At 61.1% G+C, this 16,167-nt stretch carries 13 protein-coding genes; 4 read left to right on the top strand and 9 right to left on the bottom strand.

What is annotated here, in order from left to right; translation table 11 throughout:
* Window positions 1-2: 2 nt before the first annotated feature.
* Together WCT10_00485 and WCT10_00480 are read right to left on the bottom strand one after the other, a co-directional pair.
* A complete protein-coding gene (locus WCT10_00485) occupies window positions 3-1,199 on the bottom strand; it encodes a hypothetical protein (GenBank protein ID MFA6603299.1) in 1,197 nt (398 codons plus the stop codon).
* A complete protein-coding gene (locus WCT10_00480) occupies window positions 1,196-2,479 on the bottom strand; it encodes a UvrB/UvrC motif-containing protein (GenBank protein ID MFA6603298.1) in 1,284 nt (427 codons plus the stop codon). The genes WCT10_00485 and WCT10_00480 overlap by 4 nt, the downstream gene beginning before the upstream one ends.
* Window positions 2,480-2,696: 217 nt before the next feature.
* Here WCT10_00480 and WCT10_00475 point away from each other — a divergent pair, with 217 nt between their 5' ends.
* The gene (locus WCT10_00475) at window positions 2,697-3,422 is read left to right on the top strand and encodes a hypothetical protein (protein MFA6603297.1); all 726 of its coding nucleotides are present in this window, start codon (window positions 2,697-2,699) and stop codon (window positions 3,420-3,422) included.
* Window positions 3,423-3,477: 55 nt separating this feature from the next.
* Here WCT10_00475 and uvrA read toward each other — a convergent pair whose 3' ends face one another.
* Window positions 3,478-6,012 carry an excinuclease ABC subunit UvrA gene (gene uvrA, locus WCT10_00470; protein ID MFA6603296.1) on the bottom strand — a complete coding sequence of 845 codons (2,535 nt, stop codon included), beginning with the start codon at window positions 6,010-6,012 and terminating at the stop codon, window positions 3,478-3,480.
* Between the two features lie 126 nt (window positions 6,013-6,138).
* Here uvrA and WCT10_00465 point away from each other — a divergent pair, with 126 nt between their 5' ends.
* Window positions 6,139-6,543: a hypothetical protein gene (locus tag WCT10_00465; GenBank protein MFA6603295.1), complete on the top strand. Its 405-nt coding sequence runs from the start codon at window positions 6,139-6,141 to the stop codon at window positions 6,541-6,543.
* The gene (locus WCT10_00460; GenBank protein MFA6603294.1) at window positions 6,536-6,733 is read left to right on the top strand and encodes a hypothetical protein; all 198 of its coding nucleotides are present in this window, start codon (window positions 6,536-6,538) and stop codon (window positions 6,731-6,733) included. Before WCT10_00465 ends, WCT10_00460 begins: the two co-directional genes overlap by 8 nt.
* Window positions 6,734-6,841: 108 nt before the next feature.
* Here the strand turns inward: WCT10_00460 and uvrB are convergent, their stop codons facing one another.
* Complete coding sequence (uvrB, locus tag WCT10_00455) at window positions 6,842-8,923, bottom strand: excinuclease ABC subunit UvrB (protein MFA6603293.1); 2,082 nt, start codon at window positions 8,921-8,923, stop codon at window positions 6,842-6,844.
* 167 nt (window positions 8,924-9,090) lie between these two features.
* Complete coding sequence (locus WCT10_00450; GenBank protein MFA6603292.1) at window positions 9,091-11,124, bottom strand: prolyl oligopeptidase family serine peptidase; 2,034 nt, start codon at window positions 11,122-11,124, stop codon at window positions 9,091-9,093.
* 270 nt (window positions 11,125-11,394) lie between these two features.
* Between WCT10_00450 and WCT10_00445 the strand changes: the two genes are divergently transcribed.
* Window positions 11,395-12,240, top strand: coding sequence for a hypothetical protein (locus WCT10_00445; protein ID MFA6603291.1), 846 nt, complete (start codon window positions 11,395-11,397; stop codon window positions 12,238-12,240).
* A 55-nt stretch (window positions 12,241-12,295) separates the two neighbouring features.
* Here the strand turns inward: WCT10_00445 and WCT10_00440 are convergent, their stop codons facing one another.
* The 4 genes from WCT10_00440 to WCT10_00425 form a co-directional block, all read right to left on the bottom strand.
* Window positions 12,296-12,694: a hypothetical protein gene (locus tag WCT10_00440; GenBank protein ID MFA6603290.1), complete on the bottom strand. Its 399-nt coding sequence runs from the start codon at window positions 12,692-12,694 to the stop codon at window positions 12,296-12,298.
* A gap of 11 nt (window positions 12,695-12,705) precedes the next feature.
* Complete coding sequence (locus tag WCT10_00435) at window positions 12,706-14,052, bottom strand: MBL fold metallo-hydrolase (GenBank protein MFA6603289.1); 1,347 nt, start codon at window positions 14,050-14,052, stop codon at window positions 12,706-12,708.
* 96 nt (window positions 14,053-14,148) lie between these two features.
* Window positions 14,149-15,492, bottom strand: a complete 1,344-nt coding sequence (locus WCT10_00430; protein ID MFA6603288.1) for a glycoside hydrolase family 1 protein — start codon at window positions 15,490-15,492, stop codon at window positions 14,149-14,151.
* Window positions 15,493-15,730: 238 nt separating this feature from the next.
* Window positions 15,731-16,165, bottom strand: a complete 435-nt coding sequence (locus WCT10_00425) for a rhodanese-like domain-containing protein (GenBank protein MFA6603287.1) — start codon at window positions 16,163-16,165, stop codon at window positions 15,731-15,733.
* Window positions 16,166-16,167: the final 2 nt, after the last annotated feature.

The raw sequence follows: 16,167 nt of genomic DNA, 5'->3' as shown, positions 1-16,167 counted from the left end.
GTTCAAATGACTTTCAGATCGTAGTGGAGCAGGAAGATGACGAACAGGACGCAGTTCAGCGCGGCGCTCGCCATGATCATCAAGCGATGGCGCTGCCGCAAGCCTGACTTTTCGAAGGACAAGAGCACTAATAAAAACCAGTACGGCAGGATATCCAACACGTAGCGCGGACCGAACTGCCAGAAACCAGTGGTGAAATACGTCAGGTAGACGGCGAACGGTGCGAGCGAAGCGACGAGGGCGGCGATGAATTCCGGCCGGCGGCGATCAGCTGTCCAGGCGTACAGAAAGACCGGAGCGACCACAAAAACACTGACCCCGTAAGGATGGACCAGCGGCAGCCAGCCGTAGAGTTCCGGCAGCTTCAGGAAATAAAAATAAAAATTGCGCAGGAAATAAACGGCGTTGAATAAGCCGTAGCGAGCCACGTGCCAGGCCTCGCGGCCAGCTGGCAACAGGAAATGGTCCTTGTGGCCGGTATCGAACCAGCCGCCGAAACGGCCATAATTGTAGGCCGCGGCGAGCGTGATCGCCGCGAGAGCCGGCAAGGCGAGCCAGGCCAGACGGCGCAGTTTTTCGCGACGGCCGCGGCGGGCCAGGAGTTCGAGCAGGATGAAATAGAAAGCTCCGATCCCGGCCGTGAGGCGGGAGAGTCCGGCCAGGCCAGCCAGGAGGCCGACGAGCCAGGGGCGATTCCGGCCGCGTGTCTCCAGCACGGCCGCGAGCACGAAAACAGCGGCCACAGTATTGCCGAGATACCAGGGTCCGTTGATCGAGATGACGCCGATGGTCATGGAACCGAAACCGAAGAGACAAGCGAAAAGAACGGCGTCATCGTCGTTGAAGCGGAGACGCCGCGCGAGCAGGAACGCCAAGCCGAGCAGTGCCAAAGACGCCAGGATCTGCGCGACCTGCTGCAGATTTTCTTCAGCGACGAAAGGGGTGAGCGGCATCATGAGCACGGCCGGCAGCGGTTCGAGCGGCCAGTAGAAACGACCATCCTTCATCACGATATCGGTCATCCCCGCCTCCCCGAGCTTCTCCGCCGGGATATCCAGACGGCCGGCGGCGAAGGAATTGGCCAGCCAGACGAAATGGCGATTGGGCGACGACAGGAACAGATTGAAACCCGCGATCCACATAATCATGAGCGCGGCCAGGACGACCGACGAGCGGCGTTGGAACGTGAAGATCTTCATACGGCCGGCAGAAATTCCTTGGCGCGGCGACGGCGATGGAACGTGATAGCGAAACGATGCGCTTCATCGCGGACGCGCTGGAAGAGCGGCCGCACCGCGGCCGCGAGACGCGCCAGTTCGTGGTCGCCGTGGTCGTAGATCAGCTCGTCGCGCTTGCGATCCGGGCCTTTGGCGACGCCGATGACCGGCAGATCGAGCCGATGGCGTTTGAGCACCCGGCGGGCGGCGGCGACCTGCGCGGCACCGCCGTCAACGAGCATCAGATCCGGCAGCGGCCAGCGTCCGCGAGGCGCGCCCGCTCCCCCGCCTCGCCGCGGCGGCGCATGGCGGAAGCGGCGTTCAAGCACTTCTGCGAGCATGGCGACATCGCCGGCGTCCCGCTCCGTCCGGACGATGAAGCGGCGATACTCGGTCTTGCGCGGCCGGCCGTCCTCGAAGACAACTAAGCTGCCGACCGCCTGCCGACCGCCGATGTTCGAAATATCATAACCCTCGATGCGGCCGAAAGCGTCGACGAACTGGTCGAGACCGGCGTCGCGGCGGCGCAGGACGGCGATATCCTGGATGTGGCCGAGCTGGCGCAAGCGGTTGCGCAGCGCGGCGGCCTCTTCGTAATTTTCCGCGGCCGCCGCCACCCGCATCGCGCGTTCGATCTCGGCGAGCACCCGGCTGCGGCGTCCGTCGAAGAACAGGAACAACTGGCTGATGATGCGCCGGTAATCGCGGGATGAGATCTCGTCGGTGCAGACCCCAGGGCACAAACCGAGATGGCGATAAAAGCACGGCCGCTTCGCGCCCGGGCGGCAAAGCGTCCAGGGAAACACGCGGCGCAGCGCGTCGAGCGCGGCCTGGACGTCGCTCGCGCTGTCGAACGGTCCGAAGACGCGCAAAAACTGCCGCTTGGGCATGCGCGCGAGTTCATGTCCCCGGATCATGACCGGCCGTGGGAACGGCTCGCGGGTGAAAGCCAGGTGGATGTAGCTCTTGTCGTCCTTCTCCAGGATGTTATACGGCGGCTGGTATTTCTTGATGAGCCGCGACTCCAGGACCAACGCTTCGATGGTCGTCGGCGTCGGCAGATAATCAATGCGCCGGATGAGCGTGACCATCTTGGCGATCCGGGCGTCAGCCGGGCGGACGAAGTAACTCGAAACGCGCGACCGGAGCGAGGTCGCCTTGCCGACATAAAGCAGCCGTCCGCGTTCGCCTTTCATCAGGTAAACGCCGGGGACAGCCGGCAGCTCGCCGCCCTTGATCTTGATATCGTCGGGTATCGCCATAGGTCGTCCGACTGGAACTGGAACCGCCGGTTCAGGCCGGAATCAGTCCATATTCCCACGAAAACCGGCCTGGTTCAACACGAAACGATGGATGAACCGGCCCAGACGGCAAGACCGCCGCGGGCCGCAACAACCAACACTGGCGGCGTCATCTTGACAAAAGACGCCATTTAGGCTTAAATATATCGTCCATGTCGGACATAGGAGGGTGACCAAAATGTTCCTTTACAAAGCACCGAGCCATCTCGCCGTCATGGCGATCTTCCTGGTGCTCGTCAGCATCGGAACTTGCGTCGTACTCGCCGTTATCCGACGACGCCAGCGCAGCAAAAGAATGTGGGCGCTTCAGCGCGCCCGCGAACTGGTGCGGCGCATCCGCCAGGCGGCCAGTTCGAAAAACCTCGAACAAGTGATACAGGTTCCCGTACTCGTCAAGCTCGTGATGAACCTGGCTGAACGCGAGGGTTTCGAGTTGTATGAGACTGGAGCCAGCCGGCGCACGCTGGGGATCCTCTCCTTGCAGGCTCGCCAAACGGTCAAAAACGCGCCGACAAATGCCGCTGGCGACAACGTTCGCCGGCAATTACCTCTGTCCCGAGCACCGTCCTTCCAACCCGTCGCCGCGCCCAGCTTTACGAACCCGAGGGTCATCATCCCTCCGGAATCGCCGGCCGGACCAGTCATCGCCGCCGACGGACCGACCTATATCGACGACTCGGAGATCACGGTCATCGCAGCGGCGGAAGACGACTGGTCGGACGTCTGGTCTGACAACCAGCCGGACACAACGTTCACGGTCAAACGCTTCCCCGTCGCCACGGACACAGTGGTCGCGCAACGGATCTTGCCGCGCCGCAACAAACTGGATCACGAAGCCGGCAATCTGCCGGCGCCGGAAAAGATCGACGAACTCTTCGAAAACCTGATCCTTCGGGATAACTGATAACAGGCGCTCCGCTCGGAGCGCCTGATTTTTTTATTTCGGGTGCTGGCGGCTCTTACAGTTTCAGCGTCCGCTTGAGATATTTCGCCGTATGCGAATCGCCGTATTTGGCGACCTCCTCGGGAGTGCCCGTGGCCACGATCCGGCCGCCGCCGTCACCACCCTCCGGGCCGAGATCGATGATGTGGTCGGCAGTCTTGATGACGTCGAGATTGTGCTCGATGACCACGACGGAATTACCGCGCTCGACGAGCTCGTGCAGGACCTCGAGCAGGCGGCGGATGTCCTCGTAGTGCAGGCCGGTCGTCGGTTCGTCGAAGAGGTAGAGTGTGCGGCCAGCGGAGCGCTTCGACAGCTCGAAGCCCAGTTTGATGCGTTGGGCTTCGCCGCCCGAGAGTGTCGTCGCCGCCTGGCCGAGCTCCAGATAACCGAGGCCGACGCGATTCAGCACGCCAAACTTGTCGTGGATGAACGGGATATCCTCGAAGAATTTATCCGCTTCTTCGACGGTCATGGCCAGCACCTCATGGATGTTCTTGCCGCGGAATTTGACTTCCAGCGTCTCGCGATCGAAGCGGCGGCCGCGACAGACGTCGCAGGTGACGTAGACCGTCGGCAGGAAATGCATCTCGATGGCGAGCGTCCCGTTGCCTTCGCAATTCTCGCAGCGACCGCCAGGCACGTTGAAACTGAACCGGCCGGGGCGGTAGCCGCGCAGCCGCGCTTCTTCGGTGGCGGCGAACAGCTCGCGGATATGAGTGAACGCGCCGGTGTAAGTCGCCGGATTCGAGCGCGGCGTGCGGCCGATCGGCGACTGATCGACGAGCGCGACGCGGTCGAGATACTCGAGGCCGAGGATCTTGCGGTGCTTGCCGACCTGGTACTGGGTGTGATTCAGGCGGTTGGAGAGCTCGTTATAAAGGATCTCATTCACGAGCGTGCTCTTGCCCGAACCGCTGACGCCCGTAACGCAGACGAAGCGGCGCAGCGGCACCTCGACGTCGACGTGCCGCAGGTTGTTCTCCGCAGCCCCGAGGATCTTGATGGAGTCGCGGTTCTTCGTATGGCGGACGGCCGGCGTCGGGATACTCCGCTTGCCGGTGAGATACAGGGCCGTGAGTGACTTCGGATTCTTCAGGACCTCCGCAAGCGTCCCGGCCGCGACGATCTCGCCGCCGTGCTTGCCGGCGCCGGGGCCGAAATCGACCAGGTAATCGGCTTCCAAGATGGTGTCCTCGTCATGTTCGACGACGACGATAGTGTTGCCGGCGTCGCGCAGCTCCTTGAGCGTCGCGAGCAGCCGCTCGTTGTCGCGCTGGTGCAGGCCGATGGTCGGCTCGTCGAGCACGTAGAGCGCGCCAACGAGTTTCGAACCGATCTGCGAAGCGAGGCGGATGCGCTGGGCTTCGCCGCCCGAGAGCGTGCCGGCCGTGCGATTCAGGGTGACGTAATGCAGGCCGACGTCGTTCAGGAATCGGAGACGGCCGCGGATCTCCTTCAGGATGACCTCGGAGATCTCAGTCTCGCGCTCCGTGAGGCCGAGTCCGACGATGAATTCCGCCGCGTGGCCGATATCCAGAGCCGCGAATTCGACAATGCTCTTGCCGCCGACGCGGACGAACTGGCTTTCCTTGCGCAGGCGCGCGCCGCCGCAGGCCTCGCACAGGTCGGTCGAAAAAAAATCCTTGACCCCGAGACCGTGGCAGGCCGGACAGGCGCCGTAAGGGCTGTTGAATGAGAATAACCGCGGCTCGATCTCCGGAAAAGAGAACCCGCAATCCGCGCAGCTGAACTCGCTCGAGAGCAGGCGTTCCTCGCCGTCGGAGTGGACCGCCTGGACCAGGCCGTTGCCGTGCTTGAGCGCGATCTCGACGGCCTCGGCGATCCGGGCGCGCAACTCCGCGCCGCCGGCCGCGATCGTCTTGACGGCAAAACGGTCGACCACGAGTTCGATCGTGTGCCGCATGTTGCGATCGAGCACGAGGCGCGTCCGCAGCGACCGCAGCCGGCCGTTGACGCGGACGGTCGAGAAGCCGTTGTTATAGAGATCGTACAGCTGCTGGTGGTACTCCCCTTTCCGGCCGCGCGCCAAGGGCGCCAGGATCAGCAGTTCGGCGTCCTCCGGCGGCGTCGGTCCGAGTTTGGCCGCGGCTTCGGCGGCTTCCTTGGCGATCAGGTCGACCATCTCCTCGGCCGTCATCTTGCGGATCGGCTTGTCGCAGCTCGGACAGTGCGGCCGGCCGATGCGCGCGTAGAGCACGCGTAGGTAATCGTAGATCTCGGTGATCGTCGCGACCGTCGAGCGCGGATTGGCCGAATGCGCTTTCTGGTCGATGCAGATGGCCGGCGACAGGCCCTCGATCTCGTCGACATCCGGCTTGCTCATCTGGCCGAGGAACTGGCGGGCGTAGGCCGACAGCGACTCGACGTAGCGGCGCTGCCCTTCGGCGAAGATGGTGTCGAACGCCAAAGACGACTTGCCGGAGCCCGACAAACCGGTGAAGACGATCATTTTGTTGCGCGGCAGCGTCACGGAAACGTTCTTCAGGTTATGCTCGCGAGCGCCGCGGATGATGATATTTTCCTGCATAAGTTTGGTCAGAAACCGGCCGGACCGGCAGCGGAGTCTTGCATTTTTTTGCCAGTTAGGGTAGTATAGTCCGTTCGACCGGGTAACCGGGCGATAATGTTCCTTGCAAAAACAAAGGAGTGAACGATGGTGAAAACCTTGGAGAAGCAGCTGATGCTGGGAATCGCCACTGACGTGATCAACCACTTCTACGCCGCCCAGGCCGAACTCGAGGAAACGCGCCGGGCCGACTTCGCCGGCATCGCCGAACGGCTGCGGGAAGCCCGCCGGATCATCGGTCGCCGCTGCGACCTGGACGAACCGTTGGCCGACGACGAACCGCGGACCGGCATCTCGCGCGAGAGCATCCTGCGGCAGATCAGCGAAGATGTCGCGCGCCTCAACGAATTCATGGAGGCGGCGCTCGTCGCGGACGGCCAATTGTCGATGGATTCCGCCCGCGTCTTCCGGGTGATCGCTCTCGATCTCGACAATCTGCTCGCCGCCGAACCGCTGGTTTCCGCCGGCAGAAAGACGAAGACCCGTGACTGATCCCGACCTGCGCAAACTGACGGCGAGGGAACTCATCGTCCGGCTGAAGGACCTGCAACGGACCTTCGAATCCGGAGAGTGGACCGTCGACGGCGTCCGCCAGATGCTGATCGAATCCAGGTCTATCCGCACCGAACTCCGGCACCGCGGCCTGACCGATCTCCAGATCGAGTGGCTGTTCGCTGGATAGCCGACAACTCAAGTCTTGCCCCGCCTTTTTGGCGGGGTTTTCTTTTTCTTCCGCGAGGCGGCGAACGCATGTGCTTTTCCGTCGTCTGATGAAAGGAACGCCTCCGGCTTACCGCCTGCCCCTATGAGCGGGATACGCTGCCGCCCGCCGGGACTTCCGGCGCGGCAAAGAACCAGTGTCGGTTCCGCGCCCTCCGCCTTTCTCAAAAATCTTCCGCAATTCTTTCAGCTCGTCGCGCAACACGGCCGCCAGCTCGAACTCCAGATCCTTGGCCGCGGCGCGCATCTGTTTCTCCTTCTCTTCGATGATCTCCGCGAGCGGCCGATCCTCCGGCGCCGCCTCGATCTCCAGGATCTGTTTCGCCAGTTTCTCGTCTTTCCTGGCCAGTTCGCCCATGATGTCGTGCACGGCTTTCTTGATCGTCCGCGGCGTGATGCCATGCGCGGCGTTATAAGCCAGCTGTTTGGCGCGGCGGCGATCAGTCTCGGCCACCGCGCGCCCGATCGAACCGGTGATCTCGTCGGCGTAGAGCACGACCTCGCCGTTCACGTTCCGGGCCGCGCGGCCGATGGTCTGGATGAGCGAGGTGTCGCTCCGGAGGAAGCCTTCCTTGTCGGCGTCGAGGATGCCGACCAGCGTCACCTCCGGCAGATCGAGGCCTTCGCGCAGCAGGTTCACGCCCACGAGCACATCGAAGACGCCGCGGCGGAACTCGGTCAGGATCTTCACGCGATCGATGGTGACGATGTCGCTGTGGAGATAGCTGGTCTTGATCTTCTTGTCCTTCAGATATTCGGTCAGGTCCTCGGCCATTTTCTTCGTGAGCGTCGTGACGAGCACGCGCTCATGTTTCTTCACCCGCTCTTCGATGCGGCTGATGAGGTCGTCGATCTGGCCGGGCGCATCCCCTTGCGCCGTGACCGGACGGATGGTCACGAGCGGATCGATGAGGCCGGTCGGCCGGATGACCTGTTCGACGACAGCCGCGGAAACCCGGCGCTCGTGATCGCCCGGAGTAGCCGACACGTAAACGGTCTGCGGGATGCGTGCCGCGAACTCTTCATAACGCAGCGGACGATTGTCAGCCGCCGACGGCAGCCGGAAACCGTATTCGATCAGGGTCTTCTTGCGGGCCTGGTCGCCATTGGACATGCCCGCGAGCTGCGGCACGGTCACATGCGACTCGTCGATGAAGACGAGCAGGTCTTCGGGAAAATAATCCAGCAACGTTTCCGGCGGCGAACCGGGAGCGCGGCCGGACAAGGGCCGCGAATAATTCTCGATGCCGTGGCAATAACCGACCTCGGCCAGCATCGCCAGATCGAAATTCGTGCGCCGCTCCAACCGCTCGGCTTCAAGCAGCTTCCCATCTTTCTCGAACACCGCGAGTCGCTCCTTGAGCTCGGCGCGGATAGCCTGAATCGCCCGCTCGCGCTCCGGTCCGGAAGTGATGAAATGCTTGGCCGGGAAGATCCAGTATTCCTTGGCCCGCTCGCGCTGTTTGCGCGTGACCGGATCGATGATCAGGATGGCGTCGACGCGGCCGCGCTTCAGCTCGACGCGGACAATGATCTCTTCGCTCGCCGGCATAATCTCGACGACGTCGCCGCGCGACCGGAACGAGCCGCGCTTCAAGTCCGAGGTCGTCCGCTCGAACTGGGTCTGAACGAGGTGGCGCAGGAGTCCGGCGCGGTCGAGTTCCATCCCGATCTCCAGCCGCACGTGCATTTTCTTATAGACCTCCGGCGCGCCGAGGCCGTAGATGCAGGATACGGACGCGACGATGATGACATCGCGGCGCGTCAAAAGCGCCTGCGTGGCGGCGTGCCGCAACCGATCGATCTCCTGATTGATCATCGCCTCTTTCTCGATGTAAGTGTCGGACGTCGGCAAGTAGGCCTCCGGCTGATAGTAGTCGTAGTAAGAGACGAAATATTCGACGGCGTTCTTCGGGAAATACTGGCGGAACTCGTTGCAGAGCTGGGCCGCGAGCGTTTTATTATGAGCGATGACGAGCGCCGGACGGGCGGACCGGGCGATGACGTTCGCCATGGTGAAGGTCTTGCCGGAACCGGTCACGCCAAGAAGCGTCTGGTAACGCAAACCCGCGCCAACGCCGCGCGTGAGCTGTTCGATGGCCTCAGGCTGATCGCCCGCAGGCTGGTATTTCGAACTTAACTTGAAATCCATATGATATGCCCAAAGGCCCCCTGCCTTGGCGCACTAGGGGGTCGACGGAGCCGCTATTCTTATGTCCGGAGAGTGAGGTTAACACAGCGCAACCGACCGGTCAACCTGTTACCGCTCCCGCGCAACAAAAAAGAGCGGTCCGAGAGGACCGCCCTGGTGGCCGACTGTCACCACTTGATGCCGAGCCGGTCGAAGATGAAACTCCATTCGTCCGCGGCCTGCTCCACATACTTGGAGACGGCGCTGGCGCCGCCATGCCCGGCTTTGAGTTCGACCCGCAAATAGATCGGGCCCTCCGAAGCGTTCGCTTCCTGGAGACGCGCGGCCATCTTGTACGAATGCATCGGATGGACGCGATCGTCGTTATCCGAGGTCGAGATGAGCGTGGCGGGATATTTCTCGCCGTCGCGCACGTTGTGATACGGACTGTACGTCAGCAGATACTGCCGCATGTCCGGATCATCGGGATCGCCGTAGTCCGGGATCCAGTACACGCCCCCGAAGAACAGGTGGTAGCGGAGCATGTCAGTGACCGGCACCTGAGCGATCGCTGCCGCCACTAGATCCGGGTGCTGCGTGATGGTCGCCATGGTGAGCAGGCCGCCGTTGCTGCCGCCCTCGATGGCGAGGCGCTCGCGCCGCGTGTAACCCGAGTCGATGAGCCACCGCGCGGCCGCGGCGAAATCATCGAACACGTTCTGCTTGTTCTTCTTCATGCCAGCCTCGTGCCAGGCAGCACCGAACTCGCCGCCGCCCCGCAGGTTGGCGATGGCATAGACGCCGCCATGCTCCAGGAACGGCACGACACTCTTCATGAACGACGGGGTCAGACTGATGTCGAACCCGCCATAACCACAAAGCACCGTCGGCCGGTCGCCATCGCGCGCGAGTCCTTGCTCATGGATCAGGAACATCGGGATACGGGTGCCGTCACCAGACGGATACCAGACCTGTTCCGTGACCAGGCGCGAAGTGTCGAATCCGGCTTCGGCCCGGGCGAAGACCGCGAGGCCGTCCGTCCGGAGATCGAGCCGATAGATCGTGGGCGGCACCGCGAACGAATCGAAGTCGAAGAACAACTCTTCACCTTCCTCTTCGTAAGCGAAACCACCGACGCTGCCGAGCGTAGGCAGCGCCACTTCCCGCACGAATCGGCCGCCGAGATCGTACTGGCGCAGGACCGTATGGACGTCCTCGAGCGTGCCGACGAACAGCTTGTCGCCGACGAGGGCGTGGGACTCGATAACGCCCGCGCCCTCGGGGATGAGGACGCGCGGCGCGGTACCGCCAGCCAAGGCCGCTTCGATCTCCAGTTCCAGGATCCGCCAGCGCGGCGCGTCCTGGTTGGAGAGGAAGTACAGCCGGTCGCGATGGATCGAGACCGTGCAATACGTTCCGGGACGACGATCGACGATGCGTGTGAAAGCACCGTCAGAAGCCCGCAGATCGCGCAGCCAAACCTCGTTCCATTCGCGGCCAGCCTCCTTATCTTGGCCGTAGACCGTGACCAAGAAATAATGACCGTCTTCGGTCGGACCACCGCTGACCATATCTTCCTTGTCGCGGCCTTCGCCGAAGACGACCGGATCGTCCGGCCAGGCGGTGCCCAGCGCGTGGTAATAGAGCCGCTTATGAAGCTTGGCTTCTTCCATGGACGCGCGGGGGTCGTGTTTCGCATACCAGAAACCGGTGCCATCGACGTTCCAAGCGCTGAAAGCCGGATAGAAGTCATCAGGAATCGTGTCCGCGAACTTCTCGCCGGTCAGCACGTTCAGGACGTGCAGGGACCGTTTGTCATTGCCGGCCTGTGACAGACCGTAAACGAGCAAGCCGCCGTCGGGTGACGGCGCCCAGCTCGACAAGGTCACGGACTTATCGGCTGAGAAGGTATGCGGATCGAGCACGACGCGCGGCTCGCCGGTCAGACCGTCCTGGACATACAGGACATGCATGTCCTGGCCAGCGGAACGTCTGGTCGTGAAATAGCGTCCCTGATACGGGTACGGCATACCGACCGTGTCCAGCGCGAACAATTGCCGGAACCGCTCGCGCAGACCATCTCTCATCGGCAGCTGGCGGAAATATTCCTCGGTCCGTTCTTGTTGCGCCTTCAGCCAGTCCTGAACCCGCGGTGTCGCGTTATCTTCGAGCCAGCGATAGGGATCAGTAGCCTCGATCTCGGCGTTCTCTTTTTCGGCCATGGCTCTGTCTCCTGTTCGGTGATGGGGATCGGATTTTCTAAAGAACCACTGGGACGACGTTAACCATTCGCGAGCTATCTGTCAATTTGGGGACTGTCCCGGGGTTGAAATGGCGGCGCTGAAATAAGCCATTTTTTTGTTGATGTGCGTCCCTCTTCAGTGTTTACGACCGGCGGCTGCGCGAAATTGACACTACGCCCCGGGCGCGATATCCTGCGGTATCCGGATTTTCTGTCCGAATCCCGACGCTCTTTGCCAAGGAGGCGACCGATGGAATTCACAGCTGATTTCTGCCGCCGGATCTGGGAGCTGACCGACGCCCAAAAAGAATATCGCCGCAAACTCAAACGCGCTGAAGGCCACCGCTCGCGCCTGAAGAACGAACTCGACGCACTGCGCTCGAAGATGGGTTTTCGCGAGAAGTATCTGGCCGGCTGGTTCGGCGGCAACAGAGGGTTGACCGCGGACTATCAGCGGACCGTCGCGGAGGCCGTCGAGACCGACAAACTCGCTCTGCGCTACACGCAAGAGATCGAGACCGCGGCTGAACTGGCCAAAAAAGCGGCAATCGACCACCTCGCCAAAACAGATCCGGACTTCGCCCGTCTGAACGCCGCCCATATCCTGGCGACAAACGCTGCGACAACAGCCGAGAGTCTGCTCCACGCCATCAGCACGGCCGTGCGAGAGGTCGACAAAGCCTCGAATTGCGAGACGTTCGATCTGTTCTCGAAGAGCAAGATGGTCAGCGCCCTCTCTCATATCGAGACCGAGGAAGCCAAGAAAGCGATCCAGCGGGTCAACCGCCGACTGCGCCACTTCCAGGAAGAACTGGACAAGTACCGCGATCTGGCCGACACGGCCGCCAAGATCGAGGTCGAACTGACCCTCCCGGACGACACGCTCGATCTGATCTTCGATCTCAGTCTCAACGGCAACTTCGACTTCCTGAGCCTCCTGAACCTGAACCGGCTCGCTGAAGCCGGCTCAGGCCTCGCCGAGATCCGCCAAAAGGCTGCCGATGCGTTGGTGCTGATCTCGAAAAAGCAAGTCGAACTCCAGATTCGCCGCGATCAGGCCATCGCCGACGTCATCGACGCCGCGCTGAAATCCTGACGCGCTCGCGCAAAAAAGCCGCCCCGGCTCCGGGACGGCTTTTTTCTTGATTCGCTCAAAATTTATACTCTTCCAACACCCGTCTATGTTCCGCGGAAATATGCGGCGTATTTCGACTCCCTTTCCTACTCACATAACGAAAAACATCGGGGAGCTTCTTAAGCAAACGGTCATGATTATAAAGATAATACGTGTCTGTGTCCTTATCATGAAATGCTATCCAGATATTTTTACCGATATATTTTTTGTCGAACGAAAATCTACCCTTAACCTGGACTTTCAAAAAAGTTTTTTGGTCGACATGGATAGCCACAGCATCTGCGCCCTGCCAGTCATCGCTCAACCGAACTGCATTGAACCCATAATCCGCCAATTTCGCGGCAATTTTTTGAAAATTATAATTTTCTCGCTGCCTTGAATTCAATTTTGAATACGAGATCTTTTTTAACTTCATACGTATTCCCATTAGATCTCAATCTCCTGGTCCGGCGACGGGATGGCGACATCGATCCCCTGCCGCTCCTTGAGCATATCCGCCAGCGCCTCCATGGCGGAAAGTTCGCCATGGTTCAACAGGATCCTCTTCGGCTGCGCGCTGCCGCCGGTCGCCCAGCGGATCAGCTTGGCCTGATCGGCGTGCGCCGAATACGAACCGATGATGTCGACCTTCGCCCGGACCATGATCTCCTCATGGTCGATGACCACGTGATTCGCGCCCTCCATGACCTGGCGGCCGAGCGTGCCAGCCGACTGGAAGCCGACGATCACGAGCGTGTTGCGGTCGTTGTTCAGGTACTCGACGAGATGATGCATGATGCGCCCGCCATGCATCATGCCGCTGCCGGCGATGATGATCTTGGGCGGAGCCACGGAAGAGATGGCGGCGGACTCGTCCGGCTTGCGGGTGACCTTGAGTCCGGGGAAATCGAAGAAATTGTCGCGCTTGGCGAGCTCCTTGGCCGCGCGGTTGTAATATTCCGAGAACTGGTGGTAGATCGGCAGGACCTTGATCGCTAGCGGACTGTCGAGGAAGACCGGGATCCGCGGCACTTCATGATTCTCGACCAGGCCGTTCAACTCATAGAGGATCTCCTGCGTGCGTTCGAGCGAAAAAGCCGGCACAAGCAGCGTGCCCTGGCGCTTGACGGTGTCCTTAATGGCCGCCTTGAGCCGCTTCACCCGCTCGCCCGGCGCGTCATGCAGCCGATCGCCATAGGTGGATTCGAGCAGCACGATATCGGACGGCGCCGCGTCGACGGTCGGCCGCAGGATCGGCACGTTATCATTGCCCAGATCGCCCGAGGCCGTCAGCCGGACGCCGGCCGCTTCGATCTCGAGGAAGGCCGAGCCGAAGATGTGCCCAGCCTCGCGGAAACGGAACTTGAAATCACCGGCGATGGCGATCTCGGTGTCATAGGGCATGCCATGGACCAGCTCGTAGGCCGGCCAGATGTCATCCAGAAGATAGATCGGTTCTTTCTTGTGGCGTCGGGCGTCATCTTTCATGACCTTGGCCGCGTCGACCCACATGAGCTTGGTCAGCGCCTTGGTCGGATGCGTGGCAAAAGTGCGGCCAGAAAAACCCGCTTTGACCAGTCTGGGAAAACGGCCGATATGATCGATGTGGGCGTGGGTCAGGATGACGGCATCCAGGCTTTTGGGGTCGAATTTGAACTCGTCGAGATTGCGTTCATGCGCCACCGACGCGCCTTGAAACAGGCCGCAGTCGATGAGCACCCGCGTCCGGCCGGTATCGATGAGCGTGCAGGAACCGGTCACCTCCTGCGCCGCGCCGTAGAGCGTCAGTTTCATATGGTCATTATATCATCGATCGAAGATTGAAGGAGAGACGACACGAAATAAAATGACGGCTCCGCAACTCCAGCACTCCCTGACTCCGTCTCTTCATCACCACCTGATCCCGTGCCCCGTGAACTTGAGCAGCTGATGCGGCATACCGTTCGCCCGGCAGATGTCCTGATAGATGTAAGCGCTGCGGCGTGGCGTCCGTTGGCCATTAGCGTAATCGATGGCCACGAGGCCGAAACGGCCGGAGTAGCCTTTTTCCCATTCGAAATTATCCAAGAGCGACCAGTGGAAATAACCGCGCACATCCACGCCGGCGCGAATCGCGTGGTAGATCTCCATGATGCCGGCGACCAGGAGCCGCGGCCGCTTGCTGTCGTCAGCGTTGGCCACGCCGTGCTCGGTGATGTAGATCGGCAGCTTGTAGCGTGCCATGTTCATGATCGCCTCGAAGATGCCCTGCTGATTGATCTCCCAGCCCAGATCGCTCACGCTGCGGTTCTCTGTGTGCACCTCGTAGAAGAACTGCGAGACCTTCCAGGGAACGTATTTGACCCGGTAATGGAAATAATAATTGATGCCAATGAAATCATGGCGCCCCTTGGTCCAGATGAAGAACTGCCGGTTGAACACCCGGTCCGCGAACCAGACGAACACTGCGTCGACCAACGAGCCTTTGCGGTACGGCTCGAACGTGATCACGTTCTGCGAGATGCCGACGAGCGCCCGGCGGCCGGGGCGGTCGAGGCGGCGATGCAGGGTCTTGTAGGCCGCACGGTGCGCCTGGACCAATTTTTGGAAGACCCGGAAGGTCGACCAGCCGGAACGTTGGCCCGGCGGCCAGACGCCGATGGTGTAGGAATTTGACAGGTAGACCATCGGCTCGTTGATCGTGACCCAGACGTCGACCAGATCGCCGTACTCCGCGGCCAGTTTCTCGACGAACCTGGAGAAGAGCCGGACGGCATCGCGCGCCTGCCAGCCGCCCCGCGCCGCGAACCATTGCGGCAGCGTGAAATGCCAGGCCGTGAGCATCACTTTCATGCCGCGGCGTTTCAGCGATTCGAGCACTCGCCGGTAATGGACGAATTCGTCGACGTCCCACTGCCCTTCCTGCGGCTCCAGCCGCGACCATTCCACCGACAAGCGGTGCGCGTTCTGACCGAGCTCCGCGGCCAGATCGAAATCCTGTTCGTAGCGATGGTAGTGGTCGCAAGCCTTGCCGGAAACCGTCCTGTCCACGATATGCCCGGGGATCTTCTCCCATCCGTACCAATCGTTCAGCACATTGCCGCCCTCGACCTGATGCGCCGAGGTCGCGCTGCCCCACAAAAAACCATCCGGAAACAACCGCGTTTCGTGGTTGTGCGGCCGGACCTGGGGCAATTCTGAGAGATAATCCAGCCCTTGGAGGCGATTTTCGGCTGTAACAGCAGCGTCTGACATATGACAAGCTATTCAAATTATAGCACTGCTAGGGCCCGGATTCAATTTCGCGAGTTCTCTAAAAATGCCGTTTCTTGGCTGAACAAAAACAAAAAAACGCCCTCGGAAGGGCGCTTAAAATCGACCTGACACTCGCAATGACGTTATCATATTTCTGATGTTTTGTCAAGAGTCTTTGACAAAACCAGCTTGTACCGGACTAACCACGCTCCCCTGCCGCCCACGGCGGCGGCTCAACTCACATCAGCGGCTCGTTGTCCTTGCCCTCGGGATCGATCTCATTCAGTTCATCGCCGACGAACCCGGATTCCTCAGGCGTCAGCTCGACCAGTTCCGGCTCAATCTCGAGCGGCGCGATCTCGCACCAGCGGTCGATACCGCCGGCCAGGAACTCGACGTTGCTGTAACCCAGACCGGCCAACTGCTCATGCAAGCGCTCGATCTCGGCTTCCTGCGTCGGACCGACCACCACGACCACCTTGCGCTCCTTGTTCGTAAGCAGGTTCGGCAGATTGGTCTCAAGCTCACGCGCCGGGACATGGATCGAATCCGTGATGTGCCCAGTCTCGAAATCAGCCTCATCGCGCACGTCCAGCACGATATGCTCCAACTCGCCGGTGCGCAGCTTCTGGAGATGTTCGCAAGTGATCTTTTTGGATTCTTGGTTGGTCATAG

The sequence above is a fragment of the Patescibacteria group bacterium genome (assembly GCA_041667185.1).
Taxonomy (GTDB): Bacteria; Patescibacteriota; Patescibacteriia; order SG8-24; family SG8-24; genus JBAYFM01.
Note: the sequence above shows the minus strand (reverse complement) of the source record. Positions and strands in the feature narration are given on the sequence as shown.